This window comes from Aeromonas sp. FDAARGOS 1403, assembly GCF_019047325.1.
GTDB lineage: Bacteria > Pseudomonadota > Gammaproteobacteria > Enterobacterales > Aeromonadaceae > Aeromonas > Aeromonas dhakensis.
Map to the genome: position 1 here is coordinate 2,693,338 of NZ_CP077249.1, position 19,620 is coordinate 2,712,957.

General features: G+C 65.6%; 22 protein-coding genes. 12 read left to right on the top strand and 10 right to left on the bottom strand.

Annotated features, from left to right (window positions below; genetic code table 11):
• Nucleotides 1-434: 434 nt before the first annotated feature.
• Complete coding sequence (gene rluF, locus I6L33_RS12795; RefSeq protein WP_216972641.1) at nt 435-1,469, top strand: 23S rRNA pseudouridine(2604) synthase RluF; 1,035 nt, start codon at nt 435-437, stop codon at nt 1,467-1,469.
• Nucleotides 1,470-1,546: 77 nt separating this feature from the next.
• On the opposite strand, the gene I6L33_RS12800 is transcribed toward rluF, so the two are convergent.
• The 3 genes from I6L33_RS12800 to I6L33_RS12810 form a co-directional block, all read right to left on the bottom strand.
• Nucleotides 1,547-3,427 carry an exotoxin A binding domain-containing protein gene (locus I6L33_RS12800; RefSeq protein ID WP_216974128.1) on the bottom strand — a complete coding sequence of 627 codons (1,881 nt, stop codon included), beginning with the start codon at nt 3,425-3,427 and terminating at the stop codon, nt 1,547-1,549.
• 341 nt (nt 3,428-3,768) lie between these two features.
• Entirely contained in the window at nt 3,769-4,989 is a 1,221-nt protein-coding gene (locus I6L33_RS12805; RefSeq protein ID WP_216972642.1) for a cyanate transporter, read from the bottom strand.
• Nucleotides 4,982-5,485, bottom strand: a complete 504-nt coding sequence (locus tag I6L33_RS12810; RefSeq protein WP_216972643.1) for a nucleoside deaminase — start codon at nt 5,483-5,485, stop codon at nt 4,982-4,984. Before I6L33_RS12810 ends, I6L33_RS12805 begins: the two co-directional genes overlap by 8 nt.
• Before the next feature lie 110 nt (nt 5,486-5,595).
• Here I6L33_RS12810 and I6L33_RS12815 point away from each other — a divergent pair, with 110 nt between their 5' ends.
• The gene (locus I6L33_RS12815; protein WP_216972644.1) at nt 5,596-6,444 is read left to right on the top strand and encodes a LysR family transcriptional regulator; all 849 of its coding nucleotides are present in this window, start codon (nt 5,596-5,598) and stop codon (nt 6,442-6,444) included.
• A gap of 22 nt (nt 6,445-6,466) precedes the next feature.
• Here the strand turns inward: I6L33_RS12815 and I6L33_RS12820 are convergent, their stop codons facing one another.
• From I6L33_RS12820 to I6L33_RS12845, 6 genes are all read right to left on the bottom strand, one after another.
• Nucleotides 6,467-7,666, bottom strand: a complete 1,200-nt coding sequence (locus I6L33_RS12820; protein ID WP_216972645.1) for an MFS transporter — start codon at nt 7,664-7,666, stop codon at nt 6,467-6,469.
• Nucleotides 7,667-7,775: 109 nt separating this feature from the next.
• Entirely contained in the window at nt 7,776-8,243 is a 468-nt protein-coding gene (locus I6L33_RS12825; RefSeq protein WP_216972646.1) for a GyrI-like domain-containing protein, read from the bottom strand.
• A 40-nt stretch (nt 8,244-8,283) separates the two neighbouring features.
• Nucleotides 8,284-8,439 (bottom strand): pleiotropic regulatory protein RsmS, encoded by a 156-nt coding sequence (gene rsmS, locus I6L33_RS12830; protein ID WP_005299504.1) that lies wholly within the window; start codon nt 8,437-8,439, stop codon nt 8,284-8,286.
• Between the two features lie 81 nt (nt 8,440-8,520).
• Entirely contained in the window at nt 8,521-8,991 is a 471-nt protein-coding gene (locus tag I6L33_RS12835; RefSeq protein WP_005299506.1) for an acyl-CoA thioesterase, read from the bottom strand.
• A gap of 20 nt (nt 8,992-9,011) precedes the next feature.
• On the bottom strand, nt 9,012-9,311 hold the full coding sequence (locus tag I6L33_RS12840) for a hypothetical protein (protein WP_010634401.1): 300 nt from the start codon (nt 9,309-9,311) through the stop codon (nt 9,012-9,014).
• Nucleotides 9,308-10,159: a DMT family transporter gene (locus tag I6L33_RS12845; RefSeq protein WP_124250170.1), complete on the bottom strand. Its 852-nt coding sequence runs from the start codon at nt 10,157-10,159 to the stop codon at nt 9,308-9,310. The genes I6L33_RS12840 and I6L33_RS12845 overlap by 4 nt, the downstream gene beginning before the upstream one ends.
• A 62-nt stretch (nt 10,160-10,221) precedes the next feature.
• Between I6L33_RS12845 and I6L33_RS12850 the strand changes: the two genes are divergently transcribed.
• Together I6L33_RS12850 and I6L33_RS12855 are read left to right on the top strand one after the other, a co-directional pair.
• Entirely contained in the window at nt 10,222-10,872 is a 651-nt protein-coding gene (locus tag I6L33_RS12850) for a tellurite resistance TerB family protein (RefSeq protein ID WP_124250169.1), read from the top strand.
• A 137-nt stretch (nt 10,873-11,009) separates the two neighbouring features.
• Entirely contained in the window at nt 11,010-11,528 is a 519-nt protein-coding gene (locus I6L33_RS12855; RefSeq protein ID WP_216972647.1) for a GNAT family N-acetyltransferase, read from the top strand.
• Between the two features lie 40 nt (nt 11,529-11,568).
• Here I6L33_RS12855 and I6L33_RS12860 read toward each other — a convergent pair whose 3' ends face one another.
• The gene (locus I6L33_RS12860) at nt 11,569-13,008 is read right to left on the bottom strand and encodes a PLP-dependent aminotransferase family protein (protein WP_126882110.1); all 1,440 of its coding nucleotides are present in this window, start codon (nt 13,006-13,008) and stop codon (nt 11,569-11,571) included.
• A gap of 122 nt (nt 13,009-13,130) precedes the next feature.
• Between I6L33_RS12860 and I6L33_RS12865 the strand changes: the two genes are divergently transcribed.
• The 8 genes from I6L33_RS12865 (at nt 13,131) to I6L33_RS12900 (ending at nt 19,577) form a co-directional block, all read left to right on the top strand.
• Nucleotides 13,131-14,702 (top strand): cytochrome ubiquinol oxidase subunit I, encoded by a 1,572-nt coding sequence (locus tag I6L33_RS12865; protein WP_117404045.1) that lies wholly within the window; start codon nt 13,131-13,133, stop codon nt 14,700-14,702.
• A complete protein-coding gene (gene cydB / locus I6L33_RS12870) occupies nt 14,702-15,841 on the top strand; it encodes a cytochrome d ubiquinol oxidase subunit II (protein ID WP_017779409.1) in 1,140 nt (379 codons plus the stop codon). The genes I6L33_RS12865 and cydB overlap by 1 nt, the downstream gene beginning before the upstream one ends.
• A gap of 16 nt (nt 15,842-15,857) precedes the next feature.
• Nucleotides 15,858-15,980, top strand: coding sequence for a cytochrome bd-I oxidase subunit CydX (gene cydX, locus I6L33_RS12875; RefSeq protein ID WP_017766001.1), 123 nt, complete (start codon nt 15,858-15,860; stop codon nt 15,978-15,980).
• Nucleotides 15,981-16,058: 78 nt separating this feature from the next.
• The gene (locus tag I6L33_RS12880) at nt 16,059-17,018 is read left to right on the top strand and encodes an MBL fold metallo-hydrolase (protein ID WP_017779408.1); all 960 of its coding nucleotides are present in this window, start codon (nt 16,059-16,061) and stop codon (nt 17,016-17,018) included.
• Nucleotides 17,011-17,340, top strand: a complete 330-nt coding sequence (locus tag I6L33_RS12885) for a hypothetical protein (protein ID WP_216972648.1) — start codon at nt 17,011-17,013, stop codon at nt 17,338-17,340. Before I6L33_RS12880 ends, I6L33_RS12885 begins: the two co-directional genes overlap by 8 nt.
• On the top strand, nt 17,328-18,188 hold the full coding sequence (locus I6L33_RS12890; protein ID WP_026141310.1) for a DUF692 domain-containing protein: 861 nt from the start codon (nt 17,328-17,330) through the stop codon (nt 18,186-18,188). The genes I6L33_RS12885 and I6L33_RS12890 overlap by 13 nt, the downstream gene beginning before the upstream one ends.
• A 43-nt stretch (nt 18,189-18,231) precedes the next feature.
• Nucleotides 18,232-18,975 carry a putative DNA-binding domain-containing protein gene (locus tag I6L33_RS12895; RefSeq protein ID WP_216974129.1) on the top strand — a complete coding sequence of 248 codons (744 nt, stop codon included), beginning with the start codon at nt 18,232-18,234 and terminating at the stop codon, nt 18,973-18,975.
• Nucleotides 18,972-19,577 (top strand): DoxX family protein, encoded by a 606-nt coding sequence (locus I6L33_RS12900; RefSeq protein ID WP_216972649.1) that lies wholly within the window; start codon nt 18,972-18,974, stop codon nt 19,575-19,577. Before I6L33_RS12895 ends, I6L33_RS12900 begins: the two co-directional genes overlap by 4 nt.
• Nucleotides 19,578-19,620 lie beyond the last annotated feature (43 nt).

The window sequence follows — 19,620 nt, forward strand, 5'->3', positions numbered from 1 at the left end:
TGCGTCCACGGCGGCCGTACTAAGGGTCGAGAGCTGGCTTAAAGCCTAAGGGAAACAAGGTGATAAGTACAGGCAGCAGGCCGGGATGAGGTAGATGAGGGGCGCCAGGAGGTGAGGTTTTGGGCATTGTCCTGGCTGGGGATAAGGCGCTTTCATGGCGGCACTTGCCGCCTGCGGCGCCGTTTATATGGAGACGCATGGCGCGCCGTTTTGGCGTGACGCGGCGCGCATTTTGCGGGAAGCGGGAGGGGCCGGGTGCAACTATCCTGCGTGTGCGGCAGAGCAATGTGCTAATGTGCCGGCGTTTTTTGCTGACAAGGCCGACCTCGGCCGGTTTTAAAGATGGAGTGATATGCACAATTTTGACCTGGTGAGCCGGCCATCCCGCGCTCTGATGAGACATGAGCAGGCCGTGGGCCGCTGGCAGGTGACCCATGCTGGCTGATGAATCCATGCGTCTGAACAAATACATCAGCGAGAGCGGCATCTGTTCGCGTCGCGAGGCCGATCGCTTCATCGAGCAGGGCTGCGTCTTCATCAACGGCAAACGGGCCGGGGTGGGGGATCAGGTGTTTGCCGGGGATCTGGTCAAGGTCAACGGCCAGGTTATCGAGCCGCGCGAGGCGGACAGCCTGGTCTTCATCGCCCTCAACAAGCCGGTGGGCATCGTCTCCACCACGGAAGCGGGCGAGAAGGACAACATCGTCGACTTCGTCAACCACAGCACCCGCATCTTCCCCATCGGCCGGCTCGACAAGGACTCCCAGGGGCTCATCTTCCTGACCAACCACGGCGATCTGGTCAACAAGATCCTGCGGGCGGGCAACGATCACGAGAAAGAGTATCTGGTGACCGTCGACAAGCCGGTAACCGACGACTTTATCAAAGGGATGGCGGCCGGGGTGCCGATCCTCGGCACCGTCACCAAGAAGTGCAAGGTGAAGAAAGAGGCGCCGTTCGTGTTTCGCATCACCCTGGTGCAGGGGCTGAACCGCCAGATCCGCCGCATGTGCGAGCACTTCGGCTTCGAGGTGACCAAGCTTGAGCGTATCCGCATCATGAACGTCAGCCTCAAGGGGCTGCCGGTGGGCGAGTGGCGCGATCTCGACGGTGACGAGCTGATCGAGCTGTTCAAGCTGATTGAAGACTCCTCCTCCGAGGTGAAACCGGCCAAGGGGGCGCAACCGGCCAATGCTCAGGGTGGCAAACCCAAGGCGCCTGCGGCGCAAGGCAGCAAGTCGGCGCCGGGCAAGAAGCCACGGCGCGACGACGATCACGAGATTGGCGGTCGCCCCAATGTGCCGGGCCCGGAGGCGTTCGAGAAACGGACCCCAGCAGGCAAGGGTGCTACGGGCAAAGGCGGGTCAGCAAAAGGGAGCGCTGGCAAAGGCGCCCCGAACAAGGGGGCCAAACCGGCCGCCGGCAAACCGCGTGCCGGTCAGGGTGGGCGACAGAAGAAGGGGCGCTAGGCGCCCTCTCACTCCCCCGCGTTGACAGTGAAAAACACCGGCTACAGGCCGGTGTTTTTGTATCGATGAACCGCGATTCAGAGGTCTTCGCGGGGCTGGGTGGTGTAATCAGGCAGGGTGCTGATGGCGCTCTCTTCCTGCGGCACGCTGGCAGGATCCAGATCGCCGCCGACATTGCGCGGATCGGTCGGTATGGTGGAGGGGATCACTACCGCTTGCTCCGCCAACCGCCAACCCAGAATGGTTTCCAGGCGGCCGCCTTCCTCTTCCGGTCCTGTGATGGCCTCCAGCTGCAGCGGCAGGGGGTGACCGATCAAGCGGCCGACCTCATCGACGGCGCCGGGATCGGCCAATGTCTGCTGGGTCGCGTAGAGGCGGGGAAGTGCGGCGCGCGGCACATACACCCGCAGCAGCACGCCATTGCGGATGCGGCCACGGGCATCCGCTTCCTGATCCTGAGCGTAACCGTAGGCGAGGGCCGGATCGCCGGCGACATAGAAGCCTTGCCAGGGGGCAATGGAGGATTGATCCCGTTCATGCACCCCCTCAAACACTATGCTGTGGGCAGCTTCGAGGAAGGTGCCGTGATAACCGACGAAGAGATAACCGCGCGCCAGCAGCTGGCGATGGGCTTGCTCCAGGCGGGTCACCGACCAGTTGCGAGTACCGGCCGTGCTGAAGCTGACCTCGTCCCCGTCACCTAGGAAGCTGGCACCGTTCGGATAGTCCCGCTCCTGCAGGGCATCGGCGCTGTCGGCTGGCGCCAGGCAGTTGAGATCGGCGGCGGGGCAGGTGAGATTGACCACGTCAGCGCTGGCGGCCTGCTCTTGGCTATTGCCCGCCTGCTGGTGGCTGAAGGCATCGCTCTGGGCGGCCGCCATGCTCAGGGCCAGCCGTGCCTGGGTCGGGTTTTCCCGAATGGCTTGCGCCAGCTGCCCTCGTGGCGTTGAGCCATCCTCTGGCGTGGTATTGGCCAGCGCCTGGGTGATCACGGTATCAAGTTGGGACCATGGCAGGCGGGTCAGCAGATAGAGGGTGACGAGATTGTGGACTGGATAGCCACACTGGCTGAGCTCTTCCCAGCCTCTGGGTTGACGGCTTCTGGCCAGGGATTCAAGGGGGATGGCGCAAACCTGATGAGTGGTGAGAGCCGCCAGACCGTCTCCCTTGGCAAAGTGCAGCCGATGACTGATGGCGGTCGGCACGATATGGGTGTCGTGAGAGGCGGGTGCCCCGGCCAATACCCGGTAGACCTTGCCTTCCCAGGTATCACCCAGGTTGCAGGTGCGCTGCGACAGGTAGTTGTAGACCGCATCCAGCGGATCCAGCAGGCACAGCACCTTGCCGGTATGCCACTCGCTCCAGCGCTTCTGACGGCTGTGCTGGGTGGGCGCCGCCACGAAGCCGACACCGGCCGCACTGAGGGTGAGGCTGCGATTGATCTCGTTGTTTTCCACGTGCCTGACGAAGAGCGTCGAGTTGCTGGCCATGGTGCGCAGCAGGTCATCGCTCACTTCGATGCTGTAGATGGGGGAGATATGGCTCACCTCGGATCCTGCATCCAGCTCGTGGAAGAAGACCTTGATGCTGGCGGGGGCATCGTCGCCGACGGGAACCAGCCAGTGCAGCGACCAGTTGCCGCGCCCCTGGCGGGTATAGCTGTAGGTGCGTGGGCCCTTGCCCGCGGTGGCGCTGGTCAGGGTGATGGTAGTGCCATCCGTGCGCAGGGTCAGCGCATTGCCGAGGGCCAGCTTGAGGCTGTCTCCACCTTCTTCCAATACCATGGAGTAGTGCAGTACCCCGGAATCGGTCTGTCCGCCCAGCAGGCTGGCGACATCGAGCTGACTGGCGCGCACCCCCTGGGCCAGATCCAGGGTGCAGCGGGTGGCGCACTCCTGCCACAGGTTGAATGACTCGTCGGCCATGACCGGTGAGATGGCACCGCCTAGCATGGCCAAGCCACCGAGTAGAGAAGCCCATTTTGTGTTTGTCTGCATGTGATTTCCTTTGAGTAATGGCAAAGCCACTGGCGCGTGGCGTTCTCCTCCTTGATGAATACAGCCTCTTCCCTGTCAGACGAAACGAGATTAATTCTCGTCTGAGCGCCTTACCTTAATGGGCTCATATGGCAGCACAACCCACCATATGGGAAGGTTTAATATGTTACAAATCAAATGGATATGTAGTTTTTTGCTGATGGTTTGCTCAGCTGCCCGATACCGGAAAGCGAGCAAGGAATGGGGAGAGGCTGGAAGGTGGTGAGTTTGCCTCCTCATCTGGAAAAGGAGGCGAGTACAGATCAGCTGATGGGCGTGGGGGTGGGAGACGGTGTGGCCAGCTTCATGGCGCTGGGGTAGCGGCGCGGGTCGAGACGCAGCACCAGCAGGCTCATCAGCACCAGGCCGGCCAGCTGCCACTGCCAGGCGGCGGCGAAGTCACCGCTCAGGTGATGCAGGCGGGCCGCTACCCAGGGGCCGGTGGCTGCCAGCATGAAGCCGAATCCCTGCATCAGGGCGCTGAGGGTGCCGGCGCGGCGCGGATCCGGCAGGTGATCGAGCGCGATGACCATGATGAGGGAGAAGCTGCCGCCAAGCCCGGCGCCGCACAACATGCACCAGAGGATGGGGGCGGCAGTCGGCGCCAGCCAGAGGCCGCCAAAGCCCGCCAGTTGCATGGCGATGGCCAATCCCATCCAGGGCCGCCGGTCGAGCCGGCGGGCGGCCAGCAGCGGCAGGCCGAGGCCGCTCACGGTCTGGGCCAGTGCCAGCCAGGCCACCAGCTCGCCCCCCTGTTGGGGGCTCCAGCCCTGCGCCATGTAGGCCGGCGCCAGCCAGGCCACGACGATGCCGTAACCGCTGTTGATGATGCCAAAGCAGCTTATCAGCAGCCAGCTGCGGGGCAGGCTGATGAGACGCTGCTCGCCGCCGCCGGAGACAGCCACCGGCGCTGCGGGCAGCCGTACCCGCCAGCCGAGCCAGCCCATGGCCAGCAGCACCGGCAGGCTCCACAGCGCCAGCGCCTGAGACCAGTCGAGCCGGGCGGCGAGCTGCGGGGTGAGGCTGGCACCCAGGGCCCCGCCCCCCATCATGCAGGCGGAGAAGATGCCCATCACCAGCGGCACCTTCTGGGCAAAGGCCTGCTTGATGAGACCGGGCAGCACCCCCTGCACCAGGGCCGAGCCCAGCCCGCAGAGGGCGGCGCTGGCGATGAGCAGGGCGCCGCTGGCCGCCTCGAAGCGCATGGCGCTGCCCATTCCCAACAGCAGCAGCGCTGCCCCCAGCAACTGACGCGGCCCGCTGCGACTGCGCAGGGCCGGGGTGAGCAGCACGCCGCCGCCGATGAGCCAGAGCGGCAACAGGGTCAGCCAGGCCAGGGTATCCATGCCAAGCCCGAGCGCCTCGGCAATGTCGCGGCTGAGAGGGCCGATGGCGGTGAGAAACGGCCGCAGGTTGAGCCCGATCAGGATCACCAGCACCAGCAGGGCCTGCTGCTGGCGTGTATCGATGCGGGCCTCAAGCATGACTTTGCGCACCATAGAGCTCGGCGGCGGCCAGCGGGCTCGGCAGCTTGATGAGCGGCAGGGGGGGCGGCGCGAGGGGCAGGCCCAGCTTGCGGTAGGCGGCCGTGCTGTCAAAGCCGAATGGGGCCGCATCCTCGTTATCGAAGGCGTAATAGACGGCGGCGATGCCGTTCATCACCAGGGCGCTCAGGCACATGGGGCAGGGGTGACCGCTGGCGTAGACGATGGCACCCGCCAGCGGCCCGACCTGGCTGGCCTGGCGCAGGGCTTCCAGTTCGGCGTGGCGGGTGGGGTCGCCATCCTGGTGCATGGCGTTGACGGCGCTGGTCACCAGCTGGTTGCCTTGCACCAGCAGGGCGGCAAAGGGTCTGCCCCCCTGCTGGCGGTTATGGAGGGCCAGTTGCAGCGCCTGCTCCAGCCACTCCTGATGAGTGGGGTTGGTGGTGAGCGAGGCGATCAGGCGTGAGCCGGCGGGTTCGACAAGGGAGTGGGGCATGGCGGATCCTCGAGGCAAGGGAATGGGAGGAGACCAGCCTAGCGGGGAAGCCAGCCATGGGGAAATTAAATGATAGAATGGCGTCCAGTGGTTTTGTAAATGGAGTCACCATGCTGGATCCCCTCTTGCTGCGCAGCTTTGTCGCCATCGTCGACAGCGGCAGTTTTACCCGCGCCGGTGAACGGGTGCACCTCACCCAATCCACCATCAGTCAGCAGATGCGGCGGCTCGAACAGCAGCTCGGCTGTCCGCTGCTGAATCGCTCCGGTCGCCAGGTGGTGACCACGGCAGAGGGGGAGAAGCTGCTGGGGCTGGCACGCAGCATCCTGACCCTGCTGGCCCGGGCCGAGGAGCAGGTGGCCGAAGCCAGCCTGCAGCTGAGCCTGGGAGTGCCGGAGGATTTTGCCGCCGGCGCCATCGCCCCTGTGCTGGCGGCCTTTGCCCGCGATTACCCGCAGGTGCGGCTGGAGGTGCACAGCGGCCTCAGCCACGAGATCTGGCAGCGTTTCGAGGCCGGCGAGCTGGACTTGGCGCTGGTCAAACAGGCGCGGGGACAGGGGGCGCCGTGCACCTGCTGGCGCGAGCCGCTGGCCTGGGTCGACAGCCGTGCCTGGCCCGCCAGCGAGCGGGATCCCCTGCCGCTGGTAGTATTCCCGAGCGAAGGGCTCTATCGGCGGCAGCTGACCGAGGCACTCGACACTCTGGGGCGGCGCTGGCGCATCGCCTACGTCAGTGCCAGCCTGGCCAGTTTGCAGGGGGCTGTGAGCGCCGGGATCGGGGTCAGCCTGCTGCCCCGGCGCTTGCTGCAGCCGGATCAGCAGGAGCTGACCCACTGGCCGGCGGTGGCGCCGGTGGAGCTGGCGCTGCACCTGGGGGCGGAGCGCGGCGAGCCGCTCACTCGCCTCTGCGAGGCCCTCATCAGCCTGTGCGATCGGGTGATGGGGCCCGCTGAGCAGTGAGAGGATGCAGGCAGGGGCCTGCTTAGCGCACCCTGGTGCGCACGATGAGCAGGGTGATGAGCGCCAGGGTGAAGACGAGCGGAGCCCAGGCCCCGTGATGGCTCACCAGGGTGGCGCCGGCGGCAGCCACCCCGGCCACCCCCTGCTGCAGGAAGCCGCACAGGGCCATGGCGTAGGCGCCGTGCTCGCGGCCATCGCTCACCGCCAGCGCCATGCTGTTAGGAAAAAGCACCGCCTGCCCGAAGATGATGAGGCAGTAGCAGGTCATCATGGCCACCAATCCACCGCTGCCCTGCAGGGCGCCCAGAGCCCAGAGCAGCAGCATGCCGCCGGCCGCCGGCAGTATGAGGGCGGCCCCCTGGCGCATTAGCTGGCGGCCTCCCACCCGGGCGACCCGCCAGTTGACCGTCATGGCGCCGGCGAAGTAGGCGATACCGATCAGCAACCCCAGGCTACCGAAGGTGGTGACCTCGAGGGCAAACCCCTGCTGCAGCACGAAGGGGCTCACCTCCTGCAGGGTCACCGTGATGGCAAAGCCGATGCCGCCGGCGCAGGCCGGCCAAAAAAAGCCGGGGCGGCGCAGCAGGCTGGCGTAACGGGCCCACATGCCGCCGCTCGCCGCCGCCGGGTTGGGCCCCTGCAGCGGCAGGCTGCTCATCAAGAGCAGCGCCAGCACGCCGACCCCGGCCATCAGCACGAACCCCAGCTGCCAATGGGCATAGCGGCTGATGAGGCCGCCTATCCACTGACCGCCGCCGAGGGCGGTGATGAAGGCGATGGAGAGCACCGAGAGGCGGCGCGCCAGCTCATCCCCGTGCCAGTGATCCCGCACCAGGATGCGGGCGATGATGGCCGCGCCGCCGGCCGCCACCCCTTGCAGGGTGCGCAGGATCAAGAGCAGCGGCCCCTGGCTGGTGGTGGCCAGCAGCAGGCTGAGGCCGACAAACAGCAAGAGTGACAGGGCGAGGGGCAGCCGGCGACCGTAGCGATCGGCGGCGGCGCCCCAGAACAGCACCGGCAGGGCGGCGCCGATGACGAACAGCGAGATGGAGAGCTCGGCCCCTTGCCGGGTCATGGCGAGATCCGTCATCACCACGGGCAGGGAGGGGAGGTAAACGGTGGTGGCCATCTGGGCCATGAAGACGATGAGGCAGGCCAGCGTCATGATGCGGGCGGAGCGGCTCCAAAGACCAGCCTGGTCGAGACATTCCTGGCTATCCATAACAACTCTCGGGCAGTAGGGGAGCCATATCCTTGCACCGCCCGTGCGCCGAGTCAGCCCCTTGTCTGGGTTAAACCTGGCCGGTTTATCAGGGCTGAGCGCGGGATGCTCAGGCGATGGCCTGGCGCGGCAGCACGGCGAGCCAGAGTTCGACCTCGCCGCTGCCGGTGTCCGGGTCAAAGGCGGCGCCATAGCGCTCGAAGTCTGGCTGGTGGGCCGACTGGTAAGCGGACTGCGCCAGCCACTCCAGCGCCTGCTGCCAGGTGTGCGGCATGGTCGAGACATGCCCCCGATGCAGGAAGACGGCATAGGTCTGGGGCTCGATGCGCATCCGCCCCAGCGTCTTGGGCAGCACCTCCAGCGCGGCGACCTCTACCGCACACATGTATTCGCACTCGGTGGCGGTCACGCCGCAGATGACGCCATAGGCATGCTCACCCAGCTGGCCCGGCAGCGGGCCCAGGGCGCTGAAATCGCGCCATTGGCCGCCGAAGTCGGCGTGGGCGAAGGCATGGTGACGACGCAGGCCGCCGAGCAGCATGGGGCGGCCGGTTTCAAAACGAACGGGATCCGTCATGACACCTCCTGTGCAAGGTGGGGTGGCAAGGCAACCTTGCTCAGCACTCCTTGCCTTCGTTGAGCTTGCGCTGATAGTCCGCGGAGACGATGGCCAGCGCCGCCAGGGCGAGGGCCGGCTCAATCCGGTTGGTCTCCAGCAGTTCGATGAGATCCACCGCGAGCTGGACCTCGGGCGGGGCAGTTTCCAATGACATGACAGACTCCATAACGGGGAAAACGCCATTATACAGGGCCGCTCCCGGATGGGGACCTGTCTGCTCTTGCGGGCAACCCGGCTAGAGGTGCTGGCGCATCTCCTGGTCGATCTGCTCGCGCAGGGCCATCAATTTGAGGGCGTACTGCTGCAGCTGCCGATCGCTCTCGTTTTGCGGTTGCCACTGGGGCACCGGGGTCGGTTTGCCGTGCTCGTCCATGGCCACGAAGATGATGATGCAGTGGGTGGTCTTGTGACGCTCTCGCTGGGTCGGGTGGCGGCTGTAGACATCCACCGCCAGGTGCATGCTGGTGGTGCCGGTGTGGATCACCTGGGCGTGTACCTCCACCAGCTGGCCTATCTGGATGGGGCGCAGAAAGCGGATCCCCCCCACATAGACGGTCACCGCGTAGCCGCCACACCAGCCGGCGGCGCAGGCGTAACCCGCCTGATCGATCCATTTCATCACCATGCCGCCGTGCACTTTGCCGCCGAAATTCACATCGGCGGGCTCGGCCAGAAACTGCAGGGTCAGCTCGCGGGGTGGGGTCATGGGGTCTCCTTGATTGAGGGTCATTGCCGGTAGCTCTTGCGATAGGCATCAGCCTGCTGGCAGGGGGGCAGGTTGTTGAGATCGGGCCGCTTGTTGCCCTCGCGCTGGCCGAAGCTGGCGAACTCCTGCTGGCACTTGGCAGCCTTGCCGCCCGCCTTGATGCAGGCGTCGATCCGCTGTTGTTTGCCCTGTTCGACCAACTGTTGCTGGGCCTGCTGGCAGGCCGCATCCAGCTTGGCCTGTTTGGCATCTCTGTCCTCCACTGCGGCCAGCAGGGGGAGCGAGAGGGCACAACCGAGCAGCAATACGAGCATCTTCATGATGATTTTTCTCCTGATGGGGGGCGTCCGGCGATGACCAGGGCGATCCCCCCCAGGATGCCCAGGGTCGACAATACCAAGCGCAGCGACCAGGACTCATCCAACCAGATGAGCCCGGCCAGGGCGGCGAGCAGGGGCACCAGCAGCTGGACGCTGGCGGCCAGGGTACGGCCAAGGTGAGGCAGCACCAGATACCAGAGCGCATAGCCAAGGCCGGAGGCCAGCGCCCCCGAGGCCAGGGCATAGCTGATGGCGGCGGGGCTGGTCTGCAGCTGCCCGAATAGCAGATAGAGCAGGGCCGCCGGCAAGCTGGCGCGCAGAAAGTGGCCGGCGTTGGCGGAGACCGGGTCGGCAAAGCGCGAGGCCCGCAGGGTATAGCCGGCCCAGGCGATGCCGGCCACTATCATCAGGGCCGCCCCCAGCGGATCCGGCGCACTGAGGCCGGGTAGCAGCAACACCACCAGGCCCGCCATGGCGAGCAGCAGGCCGAGCCACTGGCGGCGGGGCAGGGGCTCCCCGCGCAGCAGGGGCGGCGCCAGCATGCTGAGCTGGACGGCGGCAAACAGCAGCAGGGCGCCGGTGCCCGCGGTCAGGGTGAGGTAGGAGAACGAGAACGCCGCGCCATAGGTGATGAGGGCCAGGGCGCCGCCCCAGTCCCCCTGGCGGGGGGATTTTTTGCGCGCGCCGCACAGCAGCACCAGCACCAGGGCGCCGCTGGTCAGGCGCAGCAGGGTGAAGAGGGCGGGATCCATCCGCTCTTCGAACAGGGCGAGCCGGCAGAGCACCGAGTTGGCGGCGAACGCCATCAGGGTCAGCAGGGTCAGCGACAGCAGGCGGGGCAGTGGCATCCATTCACCTTGAGTTCAGTGGGGCAGGTTCAGCATGGTTCACCATCCAACGAGGAGGTCCCATGAAACAAATGCTGGAGCAATTGATGGGAGCTGGCAAGGGCTGGCTCAACGAAGGTGGCGACAGCCGCAAGGCGCAGATGAAGGGGATGGCGCAAGGGGGCCTCGCCGCCGGTGCCATGGCCCTGCTGCTTGGCAACAAGAAGGTGCGCAAATATGGCGGCAAGGTGGCGGCGGTGGGCGGCGCAGCGGCCCTCGGCGGCCTGGCCTACAAACTCTATCAGGACTGGCAGGCCCAGCAGTCTGCCCCGGCCCAGCCGACCCAGCCCCTCGATACCCTGCAGGGCAATGCGCTGGATGCCAGAGCCGCCCTCCTGGTGCGCGCCATGGTGGCGGCGGCCCGGGCCGACGGCCATATAGACAACGACGAGCGTCAGAAGATCCAGCAGTACCTGACCGAGCAGGGCCAGAGCGACGCGGCCCGCTGGATTGATGCCGAGCTGGCTCGCCCCCTGGATCCCCACGCTCTGGCGCGGGAAGTGACCGACATGGAGCTGGCCACCGAGGTCTATCTCGCCTCCCTGCTTGCCATCGACGTGGATCACTTCATGGAGCGCGGTTATCTGGACGAGCTGGCGCGCGCCCTCAAGCTCGATGACAACCTCAAAGGCAGCATTGAGCGCCAGGTAGCTCAGCTGGATGCCCCCGCCTGATCCCCGCTCAGTACATGGATTGTCGATAAGGCCCCGTGACGGGGCCTTGTTGTTTTCAGATGCCTGCCAAAGGCTGTTGCGGCACTTCTTGTCTGGCCGGGCAGCCACTATGATGGAGCCCTGGTAAAAGGGAGCAGATGAGATCGTCTCATCGCCAGGACACATCATCGTCAGGACACAGAGGCAAGGAGCATTCATTGGAAATACGCAAGGCACGTGAGCAGGACATAGACGCCATCCTCGAGCTGAACCGGCAGATAGGGGAGATCCACTTCGCGCAGGCGCCGCAGGTATTCTGCCCGCCATCCCCCGAGGAGCGGGCCTTTCTGCTGGCAGCCATCGTCGCCGAAGGGCGCCTGTTTTGCGTGGCCGAGCAGGAGGGGACCGTGGTGGGCTTTCTGACCGCCCGCATCGACATCAACGAGACCATCCCGTTTCTGAGCAAGGAGCCCATCTGCCGCATCGGCACCCTGGTGGTCGATGAGGGGCAGCGCTCCCGGGGGATCGGCAAGGCGCTGATCGCTCATTGCGATGAGTGGGGCAAGGCGCAGGGCGCCAGTCAGTTGCGGCTGGAGGTGATGGCATTCAACGAGCGCGCCAAGGCGCTCTACGAGAGGTTGGGGTTCAAGATGCTGTCACAGACCATGGCCAGATAAGCCCGTTTCAACCAGATAATTTCGCAAGAAAAAGGCCCCGTCATGGGGCCTTTTGGTCTTTGACGGGAGCTGTGTCCAGCTGTTGGTGAATCAGTTCGGCCAACCGGGTGAGGGCCGCCTCCAGCTGCTCGCTCCAGGGATGGGAGCTGTTGAGTCGCAGGCAGTGGTTGTGCAGCCCCTTGCTGGAGAAGAGGGCGCCTGGGGCCAGCGAGAACCCGCTGGCCAGCGCCCGGGCGTGCAGGGCGCGACTGTCGAGGCGCGGGTCAAACTCGAGCCAGAGGAAATAGCCGCCATCGGGGGAGGAGATGCTCACTTCCCCTGGCAGCAGGCGCAGCAGGGCGGCCCGCATCTGCTGCTGGCGCTGGGCCAGGGTGTGGCGCAGCCGGCGAAAGTGGGCATCCACCCCGCCCTGGCGCAGCATCTCGGCCAGCGCCAGCTGGCTGGGCACATTGGTGGAGAGGGTCGACATCAACTGCAGCCGCTGCACCCGCTCGGCGTGGCGACCGGCCACCACCCAGCCGACCCGAAAGCCCGGTGCCAGACACTTTGAGAAGGAGCTGCACAGCAGGCTCTCGCCCCGGGTATCCCAGTATTTGATGGGCCTTGGCCGCTCACGACCAAAATAGACCTCGGCATAGACGTCATCCTCCACCAGCGCCACCCCGCGTCGGTTGAGCAGCGCCATCAGCGCCTGCTTGTGCTCATCCGGCATGGTGTGACCGAGCGGGTGCTGAACATTGCCCATCAGCCAGCACGCCTTGATGGGGCGCTGGGCGAGGGCCTCCTCCAGCAGAGCGAGATCGATGCCCACCCCGGGGATCACCGGGATCTCCACCGCATTGAGCTTGAGTCGCTCGATGGCCTGCAGGGCGCCATAGAAGGTGGGGGACTCCACCACCACCCAGTCACCGGGCTCGGTCAGCACCTGCAGACTGAGGGAAAGCGCCTCCATGGCACCGGTGGTGATGATGATCTGCTGGGGATCCACCGCCAGCCCCTCGCTGGCGTAACGCTGGGCGATGGCCCGGCGCAGCGCCTCGTTGCCGGGGGGCAGGTCTGCCACCGTGCTGAAGGGGTCGAGCCGGCGCATGCAGCTGGCCAGCGCCCGCCCGAGCTGGGGATGAGGGAACAGGGTGGGGTCGGCCACCGACATGCCAAGAGGCACCAGCCCCCGTGACTTGCTCGCCTGCAACACCTCGAACACCAGATCGTTGATGTCCACCGAGCCGCTGTAGTGAGCCTGCTGGGGCAGGCTGGCGGCAGGGCGGGAAGGCGCCGCCTTGACGTAGTAGCCGGACTGGGGGCGGGCGAGGATCCGCCCCTGGCTCTCCAGCAGCTGATAGGCCTGCAGCACCGTCATGGGGCTCAGGCCATGGGTCTTGCAGCTCTGGCGGATGGAGGGGATGCGCTCGCCGGGTTGCCACACCCCGGCTTCAATCTGCTGTTGCAGGCGGTCGGCCAGCTGACGGTAAAGGGACATGTGATGCAGTAACTGTTATAGGTGTAATTCAATATAACTGCATCTGTTATAGGTGTCATGCTCCGTGGTGTACTTGTCTCGCACAAAACGTGCAAGGTAAATACAACAAAAGAGAGTGACGCATGATCAATCCGGATGACGTGGTCAGCCTGTCGCGCCTGCAATTTGGCGCCACGGCCATGTTCCACTTCCTGTTTGTGCCCCTCACGCTGGGGCTGTCCTGGATCCTGGTGATCGCAGAGTCGGCCTATGTGATGACCGGCAAGGTGATCTACAAGGACATCACCCGTTTCTGGGGCAAGCTGTTTGGCATCAACTTCGTGATGGGGGTGACCACAGGCATCACCCTGGAGTTCCAGTTCGGCACCAACTGGGCCTACTACTCCCAGTATGTGGGGGACATTTTCGGCACCCCGCTGGCGGTGGAGGGGTTGATGGCCTTCTTCCTCGAGTCGACCCTGGTGGGGCTCTTCTTCTTCGGCTGGGACAAGCTCTCCCGCGGTCAGCACCTGCTGGTGACCATGCTGGTGGCGCTCGGCTCCAACCTCTCGGCGCTCTGGATCCTGATCGGCAACGGCTGGATGCAGAACCCGGTGGGCGCCGAGTTCAACCTGGTGACCCAGCGCATGGAGCTGGTGGACGTGGCCGCGGTGATCTTCAACCCGGTGGCCCAGGTCAAGTTCGTGCACACGGTGGCGGCGGGCTATGTGGCCGCCTCCCTGTTCGTGATGGGGGTGAGCAGCTGGTATCTGCTGCGCCGCATGGAGGTGCGCTTCGCCCTGCGCTCCTTCGCCATCGCCTCGGGCTTTGGGCTGGCCGCCATTCTCTCGGTCATCGTGCTGGGTGACGAGTCGGGCTATCGCACCGGCGAGGTGCAGAAGGTCAAGCTGGCCGCCATCGAGGCGGAGTGGGAGACGGAGCCCGCGCCGGCCGCCTTCACCCTGTTCGGCTTCCCGGATCAGGGGGCCGAGACCACCCACGCAGCCATCAAGATACCCTATCTGATGGGCATCATCGCCACCCGCTCCCTCGATGAGGCGGTGACCGGCATCAAGGATCTCAAGGCCCAGCACGAGACCCGCATTCGCAGCGGCATGGTGGCCGCCGGGGCGCTCGAGCAGATCCGCGCCGGCAACGACTCGGCCGAGAACCGTGCGCTGTTCGACCAGCACGGCCAGGATCTCGGCTACGGGCTGCTGCTCACCCCCTATGCCAGCAACATCGCCAAGGCCGGTGAGGCCGAGATCGCCAGGGCGGTGGAAGACTCGGTACCGCAGGTGGCGCCGCTGTTCTGGGGCTTTCGGATCATGGTCGGGTTGGGGGTCGTGATGCTCGGACTGTTCGTGGCGGGCTTTGTCCAGCTCTGCCGCAACCGGCTGCTCGCCTCGCCCCGCCTGCTCAAGGCGCTGCTGTGGAGCATTCCGCTGCCCTGGATTGCCATCGAGGCGGGCTGGTTCGTGGCCGAGTTCGGTCGCCAGCCCTGGACCATCAGCGACGTGCTGCCGGTGTCGGCCTCGGTGTCGCTGCTGCAGCCGGGCCAGCTCTGGTTCAGCCTGATCTCCATCTGTCTCATTTACTCCTGCCTGCTGGTGGTGGAGCTGTTCCTGCTGCGCCGCGTGATCCGCCAGGGGCCCGCCGTGCTGCATACCGGCCGCTACAGCGGTGAACAACCCGAACTTGCGAGGATCGCCTGATGGATTATGAAACCCTGAAACTCATCTGGTGGGGGCTGGTGCTGTTCATGCTGGTCGGCTTCATCGTGATGGATGGCTTCGATCTGGGCATCGCCATGCTGCTGCCGGTGGTCTCGAAAGAAGATGAAGACCGCCGACTGGTGATCAACAGCGTGGGGCCGGTGTGGGAGGGCAACCAGGTGTGGCTCATCGCCGGCGCCGGCGCCCTGTTCGCCGCCTGGCCGCTGGTCTACGCCGCCGCCTTCTCGGCGCTCTATGTGCCCATGATAGTGCTGCTGCTTGGCCTCTTCCTGCGCCCGGTGGGGTTTGACTATCGCAGCAAGCTGGCCGATCCCCTCTGGCGCCGCTGGTGGGATCGCGCCCTGGTGGCTGGGGGTCTGGTGCCGACCCTGGTGCTCTCTGCCGCCATCGCGCTGGTGATGCAGGGCCTGCCGTTTCGCTTCGACAGCGCACTGCGCCTGCACTACGGGGCCTTCGATTTCCACTGGAGCTGGATTGTCAGCGTGGTGGCGACCGGGGTGAGCCTGTTGCTGCTGCACGGTGCCAGCTTCCTGCAAGCCAAGGTAACGGGCACCCCTGCACTGCGGGCCCGTGGCCTCGCCATCCTGCTGGCACCGCTGGTGACCCTCTGCTATCTGCTGGCTGGCTGGCATCTGCTGGGGTTGCCGGGTTATCAGCTGACCGGCCTGGCGGGCCAGCCCTTTGACCCCAATGCCGCTATCAGCCCACTGATGAAGGGGGTGATCCCCCACGCCTGCGGCTGGCTTGGCAACTACTTTGACTACCCGCTGCTGTGGCTGGTGCCCCTCATCGGCGCCCTGGCACCGCTGGCCAGCGGCATCGCCGCCTGGCAGGAGAAGGGACGGCTGGCGCTGCTGGCCAGCGGCCTGGCCTGCGCCGCCATGCTCTGCTCGGTGGCCATCGCCCTGTTCCCCTTCGTGCTGCCCTCGTCGCTGGATCCGGCCAGCAGCCTGACCCTGTGGGACGGCACCTCCAGCTTCAAGACCCTGACCATCATGTTCGGGATCGTGCTGGTGCTGATGCCCATCAACCTCGGCTACACCGGCTGGGTCTACCGGGTGGTGCGCGGCAAGCTGGATCGTGCCGGCATCAAGCGCGACAGCCATCAACTCTACTGACCCCAAGGGAGCCGCTATGTGGTACTTCACCTGGATTTTGGGCCTGGGTTTCGCCCTGTTGCTGGGCCTGTGCAACCTGCTCTGGCTGGAAGCACGCTGGGAAGCCGATGAACGGGATGAGCCCCGCTCTCAACCCTGATCCCCCTCGGTCGGGGAGGGCAGACACTGCCTCGCCCCGACCCCTTTCTCTTGTCATCCAACCGACAGGTAATCCGTTATGAAACAGACAATCAAAGCGGTGACGCTGGCCATCGGCTGCGCGCTCGCCACCGCGCCGGCCTGGGCCGAGCCCGTACAACTGACGCCACTGGACAAGGCATTCACCCTGCAGGTGCTCGGTAGCGGCGGCCCCATCTCCGACGATCTGCGCGCCTCCTCCAGCGAGGTGATCTGGTGGAAGGGCAAATCGCGCATCCTGATCGATGCCGGTGGCGGCGTCTATCTGCGCTTCGGCCAGGCGGGCGCCAAGCTCGAAGAGGTCGACTTCATCGGCATCACCCACTTTCACACCGACCATGTGACCGACCTGCCTGCGCTGCTCAAGGGAGCCTACTTCTTCAAGCGCAGCGATCCCCTCGATCTGGCGGGGCCGCAGGCCGGCTCGGCCTTCCCGAGCATGAGCGGCTACTTTGACGCCCTGTTCAACCCGAGTAAGGGGGCCTATGCCTACCTCGGCGGCTTCAAGGATGGCACCGATGGTCTCTTCCCCATCAATGTGCACGATGTGCCCTACCAGACACCCAGGCCGCAACAGGTCTATCAGCAGGATGGCCTGACCATCACGGCGCTCGGCATCCCTCACGGGGACGTGCCCTGTTTGGCCTATCGCATCGAGAGCGCCGAGGGGACCATCGTCATCTCGGCGGATCAGAACGGCAGCAATCCGGCTTTTGTGCCGTTTGCCAAGGGGGCCGACATCCTGGTGATGCCGCTCGCCATCCACGAGGGCGCCGATCCCGTCTCCGCCTCGCTCCATGCCAAGCCCTCGGTGGTTGCCAACATTGCCGCCGAAGTGAACCCCAAGCTGCTGGTGCTCAACCACTGGATGGGGGTCGGCCTCAATCACAAGAAGGAGGCGATGGCCATCGTCAAGCAGCAGTTCCACGGCCAGGTGGTGGCCGCCCGCGATCTCTCCAGTTACCCCGTTTCATCCGTCAAGGAGTCCAGCCATGAGTAACGCAAGCAGCATCAAAACCTCCTGCAAACTGAGCCTCTCCATCGCCATGACCGGCCTGATCGCGCTGACCCCCGGGCTTGCGCTGGCGGCTACCCCGAGCGAGGCGCCGGTGAAGGCGGCGCCGAGCGAACAGCACGGCGGCAAGTGTGCGGCCGGCAAGTGCGGCACCGAGAAGCGCTTCGAGAAGCAGGCCCTCGACAGTGATCCACAGGGCCGGCTGGTGCGCGCCCGCGATGGCAAGTGTGGTCTGACGGAGCAGGGGATCAACGGCGAGACCCAGCGCCAGGAGAGCAAGATAACGGAGGGGGTATGCGGCCAATAAGCGCCAGCAGCCGTGGCGTGGGGCTGCGCCAGGAGCATCTGGCCCAGCTCTGTGGGGCGCCTGCCCGCCCTGGCATCGACTTTCTCGAGCTGGCGCCGGAGAACTGGATGGCCATTGGCGGCGCCAGGCGGGAGCAACTGCAGCAGATCGCCGAGCGCTATCCGCTGGTGGCCCACGGGCTCAGCCTCTCCCTCGGCGATTGCCAGCCGCTCAATATGAGCCTGCTCGGCCAGATCCGCGCCTTTCTCGACGAGTTTGGCATCGACATCTACAGCGAGCACCTGAGCTTTTCCCGCGATGCCCGGGGTTATCTCTACGAGCTGCTGCCGGTGCCGCGCCAGTGGGAGAACCTCCCCTACCTGGCGGATCGGATCCGGCAGGTACAGGATGCGCTGGCCCGCCCGCTGGTACTGGAGAACATCTCCTACTACCACGGCTATGAGCACGAGATGGCGGAGGAGGCGTTTCTGACCGAGCTGGTGGCGCGCAGCGGCTGCGAGCTGCTGCTCGACATCAACAACGTTTTTGTGAACAGCCGCAACCACGGCTACTGCCCCGAGCGGATGATTGCCGGGCTGCCGAGCCAGGCGATCCGCTACTTCCATATCGCCGGCCATCTGGAAGAGGCGGACGGCACCCTGCTGGATACTCATGGCCGTCCGGTCTGCGAGGAGGTGGTGGCGCTGGCCCGCTATACGGTGCAGACCCACGGCCTGCGCCCCCTGCTGCTGGAGCGGGATCACCATCTGCCCCCCTTGCCCGTGCTGGAGGCCGAGCTGGCCCGAGTCCATCAGGCCTGCTGCGAGGCGACGGCGCATCCTGCGGGACGGGAGGTGTGTCATGACTAGGCGAGAGCAAGCGGCATGGCCTGCCACGGCGGTCCCGCCCCGGCTGTGGCAGCAGACCGAGTGGCTGGCCGGTTGCATACGGGAGTCGGCAGCCGAGCTAGCCCCCCACTATGTGCGCAGCGTGCGGGCCAATGTCGAGGCGGTGCTGGAGAGTACCTTCGCGCTCACCCTGAACCACCTGACGCCGGCTGAGCGCGATGCGCTGGTGAATGGCTTCGTTGCCCACCATGGCGCGATCGAGCCCGCCTTTCACCAGATTGCCACCGAGTTGGTGCGCCATGTGCAGCTTGGCCAGGGTGAGGGTTGGCTCAACTGGCCCGGGCTGCGGCTGGCGCTGCTGGAGTATGAGTGGGCCTGCCTGTGCGTCGAGATTGACGACGCGCAGGTGCCGCGCCCGCTTGCAGGGGAAGCGGTGGAGATGGGCAGCCAGCTCTGGCTCAACCCCACCCTGCAGTTGCTGACGCTGCCCTTTGTGATCCAGCAGGGGCGGGTGGTGGCGGCCGGTCAGGCGCCCGAGCTCTGCGCCCTGTTTCGCTGTCCTGCCCATCAGCTGGTCAGCCAGGCGCTGCGCGAATTCGATGTGGCCCTGCTGCAGCTGCTTGGGCAGCAGCAAGGGCTCAGTGTGGCCGGGTTGGCCGCCCAGGTGCATCCCTATCGCAGCGGTTTTGATCTGCTGGGGTGGGCCCGCCATTTTCACCGGCTCGGCCTGCTGGCCACGCAACCGCCATCCATAGAACCCATATCCATTGAACGTCAGGTTCCCCCTTTCCAAGGAGACATCCCATGAACAACACCCTTATCCATTGGTACGAGCGGGCCGTGGCCCAGTGCAAGCGGCTCGATTTTCTGGCCCTGCTGGCCATTCGCCTCTACCTCATCCCGGTCATCTATGTGGGTGCCCACTCCAAGGTGGTGGGGTTTGCCGGCACGGTCGCCTGGTTTGGCGCGCCAGCCTCGGAAGGGGGGCTCAACCTGCCGTTCCCGACCCTGCTCGCCTTTCTGGCGGCGGGCACCGAGGTGCTGGGCTGCATCTGCATCGCCCTTGGTCTCTTTACCCGGGTCATGGCCATTCCGACCATCTTCCTGATGAGCGTGGCGAGCGCCATGGTGCACTGGAAGCACGGCTGGGATGCCATCGCCACCGGCAGCATGGAGGCGACATTGCGCCTCAACGGCTTTATCGAGTGGCTGGCCGCCAACTTCCCCGGTCGTTACAACTACATCACCGAGCTTGGGGATCCCGTGATGCTCAACAACGGGATGGAGTTTGCCGCCACCTACTTCGTGATGCTGCTGGTACTGCTGGTGTACGGCGGCGGTCGCTACGTCAGCCTCGACTACTGGCTGGCACACGCCGTGACGGGCAAGGCCGAGCCGCAAGCGGCATAACAAAAATAAACAGAGCGTGAAAGCGAAACGAGCGGCATCAGCC

Coding starts and splice junctions, on each gene's coding strand:
- rluF (WP_216972641.1), top strand. CDS start 435: ATGCTGGCTGATGAATCCATGCGTCTGAACAAATACATCAGCGAGAGC.
- I6L33_RS12805 (WP_216972642.1), bottom strand. CDS start 4,989: ATGCTTGAGGCCCGCATCGATACACGCCAGCAGCAGGCCCTGCTGGTG.
- I6L33_RS12810 (WP_216972643.1), bottom strand. CDS start 5,485: ATGCCCCACTCCCTTGTCGAACCCGCCGGCTCACGCCTGATCGCCTCG.
- I6L33_RS12815 (WP_216972644.1), top strand. CDS start 5,596: ATGCTGGATCCCCTCTTGCTGCGCAGCTTTGTCGCCATCGTCGACAGC.
- I6L33_RS12820 (WP_216972645.1), bottom strand. CDS start 7,666: ATGGATAGCCAGGAATGTCTCGACCAGGCTGGTCTTTGGAGCCGCTCC.
- I6L33_RS12825 (WP_216972646.1), bottom strand. CDS start 8,243: ATGACGGATCCCGTTCGTTTTGAAACCGGCCGCCCCATGCTGCTCGGC.
- rsmS (WP_005299504.1), bottom strand. CDS start 8,439: ATGTCATTGGAAACTGCCCCGCCCGAGGTCCAGCTCGCGGTGGATCTC.
- I6L33_RS12835 (WP_005299506.1), bottom strand. CDS start 8,991: ATGACCCCACCCCGCGAGCTGACCCTGCAGTTTCTGGCCGAGCCCGCC.
- I6L33_RS12840 (WP_010634401.1), bottom strand. CDS start 9,311: ATGAAGATGCTCGTATTGCTGCTCGGTTGTGCCCTCTCGCTCCCCCTG.
- I6L33_RS12845 (WP_124250170.1), bottom strand. CDS start 10,159: ATGCCACTGCCCCGCCTGCTGTCGCTGACCCTGCTGACCCTGATGGCG.
- I6L33_RS12850 (WP_124250169.1), top strand. CDS start 10,222: ATGAAACAAATGCTGGAGCAATTGATGGGAGCTGGCAAGGGCTGGCTC.
- I6L33_RS12855 (WP_216972647.1), top strand. CDS start 11,010: ATGAGATCGTCTCATCGCCAGGACACATCATCGTCAGGACACAGAGGC.
- I6L33_RS12860 (WP_126882110.1), bottom strand. CDS start 13,008: ATGTCCCTTTACCGTCAGCTGGCCGACCGCCTGCAACAGCAGATTGAA.
- I6L33_RS12865 (WP_117404045.1), top strand. CDS start 13,131: ATGATCAATCCGGATGACGTGGTCAGCCTGTCGCGCCTGCAATTTGGC.
- cydB (WP_017779409.1), top strand. CDS start 14,702: ATGGATTATGAAACCCTGAAACTCATCTGGTGGGGGCTGGTGCTGTTC.
- cydX (WP_017766001.1), top strand. CDS start 15,858: ATGTGGTACTTCACCTGGATTTTGGGCCTGGGTTTCGCCCTGTTGCTG.
- I6L33_RS12880 (WP_017779408.1), top strand. CDS start 16,059: ATGAAACAGACAATCAAAGCGGTGACGCTGGCCATCGGCTGCGCGCTC.
- I6L33_RS12885 (WP_216972648.1), top strand. CDS start 17,011: ATGAGTAACGCAAGCAGCATCAAAACCTCCTGCAAACTGAGCCTCTCC.
- I6L33_RS12890 (WP_026141310.1), top strand. CDS start 17,328: ATGCGGCCAATAAGCGCCAGCAGCCGTGGCGTGGGGCTGCGCCAGGAG.
- I6L33_RS12900 (WP_216972649.1), top strand. CDS start 18,972: ATGAACAACACCCTTATCCATTGGTACGAGCGGGCCGTGGCCCAGTGC.